General features: G+C 42.3%; 9 protein-coding genes. 2 read left to right on the forward strand and 7 right to left on the reverse strand.

All coding sequences use genetic code 11. The annotated features are described in order from the left end of the window. Positions 1 to 129: 129 nt before the first annotated feature. From AC0L6V_RS14230 to AC0L6V_RS14250, 5 genes are all read right to left on the reverse strand, one after another. Positions 130 to 2,967, reverse strand: a complete 2,838-nt coding sequence (locus tag AC0L6V_RS14230; RefSeq protein ID WP_265217845.1) for a M16 family metallopeptidase — start codon at positions 2,965 to 2,967, stop codon at positions 130 to 132. A 97-nt stretch (positions 2,968 to 3,064) separates the two neighbouring features. Next, positions 3,065 to 5,791, reverse strand: coding sequence for a TonB-dependent receptor (locus tag AC0L6V_RS14235; protein WP_265217846.1), 2,727 nt, complete (start codon positions 5,789 to 5,791; stop codon positions 3,065 to 3,067). A 114-nt stretch (positions 5,792 to 5,905) separates the two neighbouring features. Next, positions 5,906 to 6,889 carry a DUF4880 domain-containing protein gene (locus AC0L6V_RS14240; RefSeq protein ID WP_265217847.1) on the reverse strand — a complete coding sequence of 328 codons (984 nt, stop codon included), beginning with the start codon at positions 6,887 to 6,889 and terminating at the stop codon, positions 5,906 to 5,908. Between the two features lie 5 nt (positions 6,890 to 6,894). Next, a complete protein-coding gene (locus tag AC0L6V_RS14245; RefSeq protein ID WP_265217848.1) occupies positions 6,895 to 7,413 on the reverse strand; it encodes a sigma-70 family RNA polymerase sigma factor in 519 nt (172 codons plus the stop codon). A 152-nt stretch (positions 7,414 to 7,565) separates the two neighbouring features. Beyond that, positions 7,566 to 8,231, reverse strand: a complete 666-nt coding sequence (locus tag AC0L6V_RS14250) for a glutathione S-transferase family protein (RefSeq protein WP_409418692.1) — start codon at positions 8,229 to 8,231, stop codon at positions 7,566 to 7,568. 169 nt (positions 8,232 to 8,400) lie between these two features. On the opposite strand from AC0L6V_RS14250, the gene AC0L6V_RS14255 reads away from it, so the two are divergent. Beyond that, positions 8,401 to 8,952, forward strand: a complete 552-nt coding sequence (locus tag AC0L6V_RS14255; protein WP_265217849.1) for an MSMEG_1061 family FMN-dependent PPOX-type flavoprotein — start codon at positions 8,401 to 8,403, stop codon at positions 8,950 to 8,952. Between the two features lie 35 nt (positions 8,953 to 8,987). On the opposite strand, the gene AC0L6V_RS14260 is transcribed toward AC0L6V_RS14255, so the two are convergent. Continuing rightward, positions 8,988 to 9,929: a LysR family transcriptional regulator gene (locus AC0L6V_RS14260; protein WP_265217850.1), complete on the reverse strand. Its 942-nt coding sequence runs from the start codon at positions 9,927 to 9,929 to the stop codon at positions 8,988 to 8,990. Positions 9,930 to 10,086: 157 nt separating this feature from the next. On the opposite strand from AC0L6V_RS14260, the gene AC0L6V_RS14265 reads away from it, so the two are divergent. After that, positions 10,087 to 10,680 (forward strand): FMN-dependent NADH-azoreductase, encoded by a 594-nt coding sequence (locus AC0L6V_RS14265; protein ID WP_265217851.1) that lies wholly within the window; start codon positions 10,087 to 10,089, stop codon positions 10,678 to 10,680. 86 nt (positions 10,681 to 10,766) lie between these two features. Here the strand turns inward: AC0L6V_RS14265 and AC0L6V_RS14270 are convergent, their stop codons facing one another. Further along, complete coding sequence (locus AC0L6V_RS14270) at positions 10,767 to 12,929, reverse strand: Tex family protein (RefSeq protein ID WP_409418694.1); 2,163 nt, start codon at positions 12,927 to 12,929, stop codon at positions 10,767 to 10,769. Between the last annotated feature and the right edge of the window lie 254 nt (positions 12,930 to 13,183).

The following is a 13,183-nucleotide window of genomic DNA, read 5'->3' on the forward strand; positions in this document are numbered from 1 at the left end:
GATCGATTTATCATATTCATAGCATGACCATAAGTCGAGCTTGAGCCTGCACCAAGTTAACCAGTTCTAAATACGCAAAAAAAATGCCCAACCGCGTTGCGGCTAGGCATTATCAACACACCAGCAAGACTAAGGCGTCAAAGGACGATAAAAACCCGTCACCCTGTCATTAAAGGTCAACGTCTCTACCAAGGCTTTCAACTTAGCTTGCGTTAATCCTGTGCTCAGCTGGTCCATATCATTAAGATAACGCGCATCACCGTATAAGGTTTCACTTAATTCCAGTCGGTGTGCTAACGTGCCATCGAAATCCTTTTCTAGACGGCTTTCCTCTACATCAGCAAAAGCGTCTTGTATTTCATCTACCCACGCCGCTGTGACCATCTCAGGTAATTCAGATAACGCTTTGTTAGTCATTGCCGCCAAATCGTTTAATCGCTCTGGCGCACTGGAATATTGAATGCTCAACTCCGCACGGTGGGTGTCTTTGTTCAGTTCCAAGCCGACTCTTACACTGTAAACCCCTTGAGCTTCACTGCGCAGCCGCTGTTTTAACTTTGCCTCTAAACGCTCACCCAAATAGGTCAATTGCAGGGCAGCAATCGGTGACCAAGGCATAGACTGGTAGGCATACATGCGATATTCCGCCTTTGGCTCAATATTCAATGCCATGTCAACGACTGACTCGCCAGACAACTGCAACACCGGTAGTGTTTCGTAGTCAGAAGTACGATAAGCAGACGTATCACGAGGAATCGAGGCAAGGTATTTTGCAGCCAGTTCTGTCATATCCGTTTCTGGCAAACGCGACACAATGAAATAATGTACGGGCAAAGCGACTTGTTTCATTCGTGTCTGCTCTAACGTCTCTAACGACAATGACGTTAAATCCGTAAGGCTTGGTGACATCTCTTTTTGCCCAAAACGGGCTTGTGCCATACGCTTTGTAAACACTTCAATCGGACGAACAACCTCAATATTCAGGCTTCTTTTCAAGCTTGCCATCACACTATCGTAGACAGCCTCATCTATTTTGGGTGTAACTTGATTAACACGATAAACAGCCAATAGTTTGTCAAAGGCCTCATCGTCTGTCGCGCCTCGGTAAGTCAGACTTTGTGCTTTTTGCTTCGTCGATAAAAACACTTGGTGGTGTCGACGCCATTGCGCATACTCTTCGTCGCTCCAACCATAAATCCCCGTTGCATCCGACAGTTGCACCGCAATTTGTTCTGCCCATGTCGAACCTTGTGTGACGTTATAGCCAGCGGCTGAAAACGCCGTAAAATAACTTTTATTGTCATCCTCTGACACTTCAATTTGATAACGCCCCGCCAATACACTTGGATCTAACAAGGTTAATTTATCCCCGTTAGATAAAGACCAATTGGATACCCCTAATTCCGCCTCTCTTGATATCAAAGACAACGAGCCGGATTGAGTGACAACAGGCAGCATTTTTTCGGCCACCACTTTTTCCTCTTCCAACGGCGCAAGATCTTGTTTATTGATGGTGTCAAACATCGCCTCAACCGATTCCACAGAGCCTATATCAACACGTTTTCCACCAACGGCTTGCGTATACAGAATACGATCCGGAGCCGACAACCACTGACGCAAACGCGCATTGACATCGTCAAGAGAAATATTTCTCACTAGGCGCAATACTCGATCATTGCTTAGTACTGGATCCTGTAATTTTTTGCCTGACGTCACCGCATCCACCATTTTGACAGCCCAAATAGTGCCACGATTTTTTGCCGCTTCTTTATTGGCTTCTGCGGTATCAATGACTTTTTTATAAACTTTATCAAAGTCTTGCTGATAAAACCCATGCGCTTTAATCCGCTCTAGTTCCTGAATTAACGTTTCTAAACCTAGCGAGTGGTAACCTTCATCAACATTCACCGAAAAACCCAAAATTGCCACGTTGGGTGACACAGTTCCTTTGGTACTGGATAAAGCACGAACATGCTCTGGTAAGACATCTCTTTGGCGCCGTATTTGTTCAGTGAGCAAGTTACGCGTCATATAATCAATCAATCCGTCACGTCGGCCCTCGTCCGTATCAAAAGACTCGCTACCAAATCGATATAAAAAAGCAACCTGATTGATTTTGCTGCCGGCGTCGCGCAACTGACCCATTTTAAGAAGATCATCTAATATAGGGTCTTTTGAGTGCCGTTCTGGTAGCATCCGCCTAGGCTCAGCACTAAAAACGTTTTTAATTTGTGTCTCTAAACCGTGACTATCAACGGGAGCATAAATGACTAACGCCATATTATTTGGCGCGTACCAGTCTCGATAAAAAGCCTGCAGTTGCTCAGCGGGGGTGTTTTTAATCGTGTCCTGCGTGCCAATAACAGGGCGCTCTGGATACAATGAGCCAACCCGTAACAAGGCTTTTTTCTCATCATTCACTCGCGCTCGATGACTCAATTTTCCACGCCACTCTTCTTGAATAATCAAGCGCTCTTTATCTAACGACGTCACTCTAATATCAGCGTGAAAAACCATTTGCTGATACACGTCCAACACCCTGTAGAGCCGCTCCGGTGTAGTGTTACGCAGATTCACCATATAACGCGTATTTTCACTGTTGGTCATGGCATTAAAATCACGCCCCTGCTTAAACCCCATATCGAACAAGGCTTGCCGAGTACCATTCGGTAATCCTGCGCTTTCATGGAACACCATATGCTCCACCATATGCGCCACACCGAGCTGATTTGCTTTTTCATCGATCGCACCAGAAAGCACCACTAAATTCGCCAAAGTCAGACCTTCTGGCGCGTCTTTTTCCTGTCTTGAATCAAATAAATAATACTGAAAACCATTGTCTAATGTGCCGTGAACAACACGCTTATCCCAAGGTAATCCTTCATCGTCATTTGCAAACGCCTGAAGCGTAAACATCACCGCACACGTTAATCCAACCACACGTAAAATATTCTGAAGAAAAAGCATAAAACCGCTCATAGAGAAATCATTCATATAAAGACATAAACAAATGCTCAATGGAGCATTTGTTTATAAAAAGAAAGGAGATAGAAAGAACATCAGCTTAGAAACGCATGCCGACTTCCATAGAAATTTTTCGACCCGAGGTGTAAGATTGAGTCGCTGTAGAAGACGTGGAAGTTGTTGTCGATACAACATCATCGAATAAGTTAGTGACTTTCAATTGAACATACCCTTCACTTTTGGCAAATAAAGGGGGTGTCCACTGTATTTGAGTATCAACAGTGATTAGATCATCAAAGTCTTTGTCTTCATAAATAGCATATTTTACACCATTAGCATCAGTATAATCTTCTCCGCTATCTTGAGCGACAGTTCCACCGCTTTTCACATTCACGAAGTTACTCCACATAATATGCCATGTAGGGATATGGGTAGCGGAGCTTAGTTTAATCGTAAATGGAATCGCGTAATCCCACGCAGGTAAGTTCTCAAAGGCCGTAACTTGCCCATCATAATAAACAGGATCCTCTTCCGTTGTTTCATCATAAGCATCAGAGCCTTGCGAGTTAGATGTGCTTTCTTGCCAGCCAATTGAGAAAGCTAATTTGGTTTGAGTACCTAATAAATTGAAAGGGTCATGCTGTTCAAACTCTAGTGACACGTCATTTGTTGAGCTTCGGCCAGTATTATCATAAAAATATTTACCACTTTCATCTCGATCACGATGAACACCATCACGACTTTCCCTATTAACCAGTTTCAACGCAGCATCAAATGGTCCCATTCGTTGCATCCAGCCAAGCATTAACTCATCAGAATAGGGTGTCTTTAAATCAAAATCTTTTAACGATGTATCATCGTATTCTAATACCTGATTCACCGAACCATTCGTACTGTAAGTCGTACGAGTTTTCCAAGAAGCAAGTGTTTGATTAATATCATATTTCAAAAAATTCCGACCATAATAACGACTTGCACCAGCAACTAAACGAGTGTTATCGTCCCCAAATACATCCCATTCCACTTTCGCCCGAGGTGCAACATTAGTATTACCCAGTAAAGTTTCTTTGTCTGCGCGAACACCAATCGTTGTCGTCCAATCACCTACTGCAACCTCATCCTGTAAATAAAGAGCGTAGTTTTCATAGTCTTTTTCGAACTTCCCAGCTTTAGTCTCAGTCACTCTCCAAAGATAATCTCTACTAGCATCTCCTCGGCAATTTGTCGGATTACAGCGATAAATATTATTCGTAATATCACCATCCACACTATAAAAAGAGTTTGTATACTTTAGTTCTGTTCCGAAAGTCACTAAGTGTCTGGTTGAACCAATAGAAAAAGCATCATGAACCCATTTTGAACCTAAAGTATACCTATCCTGTTGCTGGGTAATATCACCATACCCCCCTGAATAAGCTTTGGTACGAGGATCGTAAGTATATACACTTGATTCGCTATCTAACGCATCGATAGAGCGATCAAATCCACCTGTTATAGTTAATAAACTGCTATCAAAGTGGTAATTGGCCTCCGTAGAAGCACCATACGCTTCATGAGAACGCTCAAATGGTGCTGTATAGGATGTAGAAGTTATACCTGTATAATAACGATTTGAGTATTTAAAATTGGCTCCTAAGTCAAGACGATCAGATACTTTGGCATCAATACGTCCCATAATGTTATCTACGGTATCATCATAATAAACGTCTCTCTCCTCTCTTGTACTCAAGTCTATATAATTTTGCTTAAATTTAGAGGTTCTACGGGAGAAAGTAACAGAGCTTCCAATATTATCCGTCAGTGACTTTAGAGCCGTAATTGAATAATTCTGTTTCTTATAATCCGGTGTATAAGAGCCATCTGAAACACCACTTTCGGCATAATCCTCCACGAGAGATTCGTCGACATGAAATTTTTCCCAAGAATCCTGAGTAAGACCGTATTTTATAAACAGCTCATCTTCGCCAGCGTATTTTTTTAACTTTGCATCCACAACACCACCAGTAAAACCACCGTATTCCACAGGGACATTACTGTCATAAACTTTTACTTCGCCTAGGGCGTCAGCATCAACATAATAACTTTGTGGAGAACCACCTGACAATGTCGATAAACTTGCGGGATTAATAGGGTTTGTATACGTATCGCCACTGCCACTCGAACCTGGATCAAAATCACTAGATGTATCCACACCATCGATCATAAAAGCATTTTGATAATAATCTTGACCATGAATGGATATTTCATCAGGGCGAAGACTCGCACTGCTTGCTGAACTACTACTAGAGCGACTGTAGTTAACCGCTGTATTGGTACGAAGCAGATCGGTTAAATTTCCCCCTTCGGTCGGCATGGCTTCAATATCTTCCGAGCCAATTACCTGAACACCCACCTCTTTCTGGTTCTTCATTTCTCTCACCATCAAAGGCGACAAACTAACGCCGTCTTCCGTCTGTGTTACTGAGTTTTCATCAACTAACACGACGCTGTTTCCATCCCCTCTTTGATAAGATAGCCCTGTTCCTACTAGCAATAGCTCTAATGCCTGTTCCGTCGAGTATTCGCCTTCAAAACCTACCGTTTGCTTACCACTCAGAAGTTGCGCGCTGCCACCCAAAAACAGACCGGAGGTTGCAGCAAAAGCATTAACCGCTTTAGACAAAGATCCAGCGCCAATCTTGTAATAACGCATATCTGCAGACACAGATTCGGCATACACAATAGACGCAGGCAATATAGAAAAACTACTCACTAACGCAATCTGCAACGCCAGTAGCCTTGGGGTTGCACGACGCTTAAAAGACGGTATTGCAGGACGAGATGACATATAAACTCCGTAATAGTAATGCTAATTACTACTATTACCGAACAGAGGGAGAAAAAGGGGACATGAAAAAGCCTGCTTTTCAATAAATATTTAATACAGTCGCTTTATGGTGAATTAAACAGGAGAAATACTGATCCACCAAGGCAGCGTTTCTTTAACGCGAAGAGGAAAACTGCTCTCTAGCATGCTAAATATCACATCAGTATTTTGCACAGGATACGTTCCAACCACACGCCAGTCTGCAATAGTTGGGTCAACGTTAATAAAACCGTGGCGGTAGCGGCTCAGCTCGTTGACAAAGTCAGACAAAGGCATGTTTTCTACGACCAACAAGCCTTTTACCCAAGATTCATATAAGGCCAACGCTGGCCTGACCTCATCAAAGGATTGTGGAGTAAAAATAACGGATTCCCCAGCATGAATTTCTTTGGTGACTGTCGATTCGTTCAAGGCAATAGACAAAGTACCATGATACACAGAGAGGATGGCTTGCTGGTCAGGTAAATGTCGTAGACAAAACCGCGCCTTGTTAGTCATTGGGCGCACAGTAGCTTTACCACAAGACAAGGCAAAAGGCCGACTATCTTGGTTTGCTAGCTCCACAAAAGCCTCGCCCGACAACAAGGATAAGTGTCGAATAGCGGCGGTATAATAAGGTGTCATTGCACTGTTGGTGTTTAACCACACATGGGAACCGTCATCTAAAGAGAAGGAAGACTGCTCGCCCACCGAGGTATGAAAATCGGCGTGCCACGCCGCCACCATTGAAGGCAATGCAGTTTTTTGCCAACTCACCCACCCCAACGAGGCAATACCGGCCAAGCCAAGCACCCCTTTCATAAACTGACGCCGACCAACTGTGTGCGTTCTGTCTAATACATAACTCGCGGATTGTTGAGACTCAGGGTTTTGAAAAGAAGAAAACATAACACTGACTGACTCCACTTGTTGCCACGCTTTACGGTGCATATCGTCTTCATTCAGCCATCGCTGCCACGCTGCCTGATCAACCTCCGAGACAGGTGTATCAGATAAAACAGCAAACCACTCAGAAGCGGCCTCAAGATGGGCATAGGTGACAGATTGAGATGAAGTCATAATAGTTACAAAGACAAGTCAGATTTAAGCAAAACACAGTGTAGCATGGCCTGCGCCATGTAGCGTTTTACCATTCTTTCGGAGACAGACAAACGCTGCGCAATGTCTGAATACGTTAAACCATGTATTTGAGATAAAATAAAAGCGTTGGCTACTTTTTTGGGCATTTTGGCAATCATCGCATCCAACTCACAAAGCAATTCTATCATAGACGCAGAATGCTCTGCGGAAGGATAAAATACTTCCTCATTGTGTGCGAGCGACTCTAACCAAGCCTGCTCTATTTGCTTGCGACGCCATTGATCAATATATAATCCCTTAGCGACTGTGCTTAAAAATGCTCTAACCTCACCAATATTGGCGAAATATTTTGGCTTTTTGAGTAATCGAACAAAGGTATCTTGGGCAATGTCTGCTGCCAATTCCTGACAGCCTAACCGTTTACGGATCCATCCTGTTAACCACGAACTGTGTTCCACATAAAGCTCACCAACATTTTGGGGAGCTTGGTGCTCAGGTGCCATTGATCCGTTGAACCTCTTTTAAATAAAAAACTAAGAGGTGAAAAATACACTTAATGAGAACGAATATCAATAAACAGTGCAAAAATTAAACACCAAACTGATGTTTTTAATAAAGAAAACACCAGTTTGGTGCATAAATTGTCAACGAACGACTATAGTGTTGTAAACGCACCACCTTTTTCTATCGCTTTTTGATACATTGGAACGGCTTCGACTTGCTTAATAAAACGAGCAATATTAGGAAATTTAGCCAAATCCATGCGCGTACTTGAAGCTTGCAAGGGAAAACTCATCTGAATATCAGCAGCCGTTAATGTGTTACCAACCAACCAAGTATGCTCACTTAAGGTTTTTTCAATAAAAAGCAGTTGCGGCTGAATCCGTGGCATAATAAATTTTTCTTGGATTTTATCCGTTAATGCTTTTGCGATTGGTTTTACAAAAAAGGGCATTGGACTTTGCGGGACCTTCATCATCACCAACTTCATCACCAATAGAGGCATTAACGAACCTTCCGCAAAGTGTAGCCAATAACGATAATCTAACAAAGCCTGACCATCAGTTGGCCTTAGACGTTTCTCTACATCATATTTATCTAATAAATATTCTATTATGGCGCCCGATTCCGCTATCGTTAACCCATCATCGGTAATAACCGGTGACTTACCAAGAGGATGTACTTTTTTTAACGATTCTGGCGCTGACGCTGTGTCTGGGTCGCGCTTATATTCCACAATCTCGTACGCTAAACCAAGCTCTTCGAGCAACCATAAGATACGCTGAGACCTTGAGTTTTCTAAATGATGTACTGTAATCATATCGCCTCCTTTGCTATAAAAAGTAAATGTAACTTATTCAAAAACCACTTCAGACTCTCTTACTACGCAGAAAAATGCTAATTAGATGACCTCCTCATGATGGCAGTAGTGTTATAGAATGAACTCTACGGTAAAATCAAACATCGACCATACTGACGAAAGGACTGGCATGAGCCAAATAACATCACTAGAGCAACTAGAAACTCTCTACGATCAGCCTCATCCACTGGCTGTAAGTAAAGAAATCACCGAGCTTGAACAGCACGCCATTACCTTTATAAAAAATAGTCCTTTTATTCTTATTTCTACCACCGATAAAAATGGCTTCGCGGACATATCACCCCGCGGTGGAGAAGCAGGATTTGTGAAAGTATTGGATGCAAAAACGTTAGCTTTTGCAGACTCTGCAGGCAATAACCGTTTAGATAGTCTAAAAAACATATTGGCAAAACCAGAAATTGGTTTGTTGTTTATGATTCCCGGTATTGGCGAGGTTGTTCGTGTAAAAGGCATTGCCAGTTTACATCGAGATAAAGATCTTCTATCACTCTTTAGCGATCCTAAAACACCCAAACTCGTCGTTAAGGTCCATATAGAGACAACATTTTTCCACTGCCCCAAAGCCATTGCTATAGCAAAATTATGGAGCATGGAAAATCACGTAGATCGTGCGTTTCTTCCATCGTTGCTCCGCATCATTCAAGATCAAACTAACGAATAGCCGTATTAAACACTCTGTATAGATAACACTTTTTATCATTTTAAAAACGAAGTGTTATCTGCTGTGGCTGTGATGGCGGAACGTTTTGGACAATTGTTGCATTCAGCTTGAAGTAGTTCCACAAGCAGCCGTGTCGCAGGGCCAGTACGTTCGCCTTTACCAAAAATGGCATAAAGGTGAAAGTTACGCTCACTGCCAGAGACCAAATTCAATTTTTGTAGCCTACCACTTTCCAATTCGTCATGTATGTCAGCTTTAGGTAGCCAAGCGAACCCTATACCACTAACTACAATTTCTAATGCTGATTGCACACTAGATACAGTCCAACGTCGATCAGTACCCAACCAGCCTGCGTCCATAGACGTCTCCACAGCAGAGTCTCGAATCACCAACTGCAATTCTCGACTTAGTCGCTCGTTATCTATCAACCCCTCCTCCTGAAACAAAAGATGCTGTGGAGAAGCAACCGCAAGCAATTCAACCTCAACGATAGGATCCGCAAGATACCCTTTTGGCACGATCGCGCTTAATACAAGATCTGGCCGACCTTGCTTTAACGCTTCTAAACCACCACTCAACACTACTTCCTTAAGCTGAACTTGTGTTCCCTTACTTTGTGGCTCGAATAACTTTAATGCTCGTAATAAAGCCGGTGTTGGAAATGTCTGATCAACAACCAACTCTAATTCTGGCTCCCAACCTTGTCCCAAGGTATGTGCAAGCTCTTCTAAATCAATCGCTTCTTTTAAAAGGTGCCGTGAACGACGCAATAATACTTCACCGCGCTCAGTCAGCTTGGCTTTACGACCTTCTATAATCAATAAAGGATAACCTAACTGTTCTTGCAGTTTGGCAACCGTATAGCTCACAGAAGATTGGCTTTTATGTAGGGCCTCGGCGGCTTGGGCAAAACCGCCTTTATCAACAACAGATTGCAGCACACGCCATTGCTCTAGGGTGACTCTTGGGGCTTTCAAGATAATTCTCTTAGATTTAATTAGGTGGACAATAAATTTATCGCATTTTTCGATCTATATCTCCAAAAAATGTCACTTTTTAATCAAATAATTTGGTTATAAGATGCCGTCATTATCAATTAACACACCATATTGGTTTAACAACGGAGATTTTTATATGACTACATTACTACGTATCGACTCTAGTGCTTCTGGCGAAAACTCAAAATCTCGTCAATTGGCGAATGAATTTGTTACAAAATGGTTGGCAAAAAACCCTGACGGTAAAGTCGTTGCTCGCGATGTCACTGCGAACCCTCTACCACACTTTACTGGCGAGACGCTAGGTGCACTTTTTACGCCTGAAGAAAGCCGTTCTGCAGAGCAAAAAGCCATTGTCGCTATTGGTGATGAACTGATTGCCGAATTAGAAGCCGCAGATGTGGTTATCGTTTCTGCTCCTATGTATAACTTTGGCATTCCTTCTACTTTAAAGTCTTATTTTGACTATATTGCGCGCGCTGGCCGTACTTTTAAATACACAGAAACGGGACCAGTTGGCCTTGTAAACAAAGATGCCTACATCTTTAGTGCAAGCGGTAGCTTCTCAGCAGGTGAACCATTTGATCACCAAGTGCCACACATCCAAACATTTCTAGGCTTCATTGGCCTAAATGTAAAAGAAACTTTTATCGCTGGCGGTCAAGCAATGGGCGCACCTGGCGAAGAAGCTTTCAATGAAGCAAAAGCACAAATCGCAGTAGCAGTTTAAGATTCTTTGTTATCCCTTTTATATTAATGTTATACGCTACCCTAAAACCGATTAGAGCCCTCTAATCGGTTTTTTTGAAGATTTAGTCAAAGCCCATTGGCTTTTAGAGCAATACGCTTACGCTGTACATCAATCTCTAACACTGTCACATTAACGACCTGACCTACTCGAACAAAATCCCGTGGATCTTTCACAAAACGGTCTGCCAGCTGAGAAATATGAATCAACCCATCCTGATGCACACCCAAATCCACAAATGCACCAAAGGCTGCCACATTGGTCACAACGCCTTCTAGAACCATTCCTTGTTGAAGGTCTTCTAACGTTTGCACACTTTGATCAAATGACGCATAGCGAAATTCAGGCCGAGGATCTCGACCTGGTTTAGCAAGCTCATTAAGAATATCCGAATACGTAAAATTTCCCGCTTGGGACAAACTTGGCGCTAATTGTTTTAACTGCTGTAAAGCGCCGCTATTATTCAGCAAATCATGCGCTTTTAACTTTAATTGCGCCGCCATTTTTTGTACTAAAGGATAGGACTCAGGATGAACACCTGACTGATCCAATGCTTCCTTACCGTTTAGTATTCTTAAAAAACCCGCACACTGTTCAAAACATTTATCGCCAATACCTTTAATTTTTAATAACTCGGCACGGGATTCTATACGACCTTTTTGTTGACGATAATCGATAATATTCTGTGCCAAACGATGTGTTAAACCTGACACATAAGACAGTAAAGAGACAGAAGCGAGGTTAATATCGACGCCCACTCGGTTCACACAATCTTCCACAACATTAGCAAGTGATTTGGACAGTTGAGAAACTTTAACGTCGTGTTGATACTGACCAACGCCAATCGCTTGTGGATCAATTTTTACTAATTCAGCAAGCGGATCTTGAAAACGACGGGCAATAGAAATAGCACCTCGGATAGTGACGTCGAGGTCAGGAAATTCTTCTATTGCTATTGGTGAAGCAGAATACACAGACGCCCCCGCTTCACTAACGACAACAGCACGGCACTCTAAGTTAGAATCTTTTATCAGCGCCTTGATTAACGCTTCAGTCTCTCTTGAAGCCGTACCGTTCCCAATTGCCACCCAACCAATGCGATGCTGATGTATGAGCTTAGACAGAATGGCATTCGCTTCTTGTATGCGATTTTGAGGCCCATGAGGGTAAATAACGTCATGATCTAATAAAGAGCCTTGCTCATTAATAACCGCTAACTTAACACCATTGCGAAAGCCTGGATCCATACCTAACACTCGGTGAGCACCAGCTGGAGCGGCCATCAATAAATCCTGAAGATTATTAGCAAAAACCTGTATAGCCCCCTCCTCAGCACGCTCTTTCAATTGCGAAAGCACATCGGCTTCTAATTTCGGCAATAATTTATTCTCCCACGCCGTATTTAAATAGCGCCACTGCAAGGGAGTCATTCGTTGAGACTCAGGTGCTTTATCATCAAGTAACTGATTAAGGTGAGGAAAAATGAGTCTATTGGGATAACCCACTGTCTCTTTTAAAGACACACTGAGTTTAAGAATGGCTTCTTTTTTGGCTCGAAAAAGAGCCAACAATCGATGAGGAGGCACTTTATTGATCGCTTCTTGATAATCAAAGTAATCTCTAAACTTTTCACCTTGCTCTTTTTTTCCACGTAAAACACGGCTGGTTAAAATGCCGTCTTTCAGTAGTTCTTCACGCCCCTTTTTCAGAACGTCACTGTCATTTGCAATGGCTTCATTCAATATTTCTGTCACGCCCTCTAATGCAGACTCAGCAGACATACTAATCGCATTCTGCTGACACCAAGCTGAAACCGCAGAAAGAGTGTCTGCCTGACGCCCCGTCCAAATCAGTGTAGCCAGAGGCAGAAGACCCTGCTCTTTCGCTTCATCTGCTTTCGTTTTACGTGTTTTCTTGTAAGGAGAGTAAAGATCTTCTAATTCATTTTTGGACGTTGCCTGACGCAGCTTATTAAGCACCGTAACAGGAACCGCTGAGTCCTGTGATAATATAGCAAGAATGCTCTCTTGACGTTTTTTAAATTCTACAAGATATTGCCATCTATCGTAAAAAGAACGTAAATCTATATCGCTCATACCGCCCGTACTTTCTTTTCGATACCGAGCGACGAAAGGGACCGTTGCCCCCTCTTCAAATAACTGAATAATATTGTCACTGTATTTTTTTAATATAGAAAACTCTGAACTTAAGTTATCTGATATAGAATTCATGTATTATCCTATTGTTTACACTTTTCTAACGATTCCAACGCATTATTTGATTAGCATGTTAGAGTATTTTTTATTAAAATCCACAACTCAAACTTGAAATAGTATAAGATCACACCACAATGTATTAGCAAGCCATTCAAGATTTTACAGGTTTACGTTAATATTGAGTTAGCATTACAAGGTAAAGTTCATTTTCACATCTGATTTAGGTCGATTATCAGACAGAAAATAAAGTTTCTCTGTCTTAAAATTAT

This window comes from Marinomonas sp. G8-14 (assembly GCF_055808935.1).

What these genes read in the sequence shown, in the direction of transcription:
- AC0L6V_RS14265 (WP_265217851.1), top strand. Translation starts at nt 10,087, where the DNA reads ATGACTACATTACTACGTATCGACTCTAGTGCTTCTGGCGAAAACTCA.
- AC0L6V_RS14250 (WP_409418692.1), bottom strand. Translation starts at nt 8,231, where the DNA reads ATGATTACAGTACATCATTTAGAAAACTCAAGGTCTCAGCGTATCTTA.
- AC0L6V_RS14240 (WP_265217847.1), bottom strand. Translation starts at nt 6,889, where the DNA reads ATGACTTCATCTCAATCTGTCACCTATGCCCATCTTGAGGCCGCTTCT.
- AC0L6V_RS14255 (WP_265217849.1), top strand. Translation starts at nt 8,401, where the DNA reads ATGAGCCAAATAACATCACTAGAGCAACTAGAAACTCTCTACGATCAG.
- AC0L6V_RS14230 (WP_265217845.1), bottom strand. Translation starts at nt 2,967, where the DNA reads ATGCTTTTTCTTCAGAATATTTTACGTGTGGTTGGATTAACGTGTGCG.
- AC0L6V_RS14235 (WP_265217846.1), bottom strand. Translation starts at nt 5,791, where the DNA reads ATGTCATCTCGTCCTGCAATACCGTCTTTTAAGCGTCGTGCAACCCCA.
- AC0L6V_RS14270 (WP_409418694.1), bottom strand. Translation starts at nt 12,929, where the DNA reads ATGAATTCTATATCAGATAACTTAAGTTCAGAGTTTTCTATATTAAAA.
- AC0L6V_RS14245 (WP_265217848.1), bottom strand. Translation starts at nt 7,413, where the DNA reads ATGGCACCTGAGCACCAAGCTCCCCAAAATGTTGGTGAGCTTTATGTG.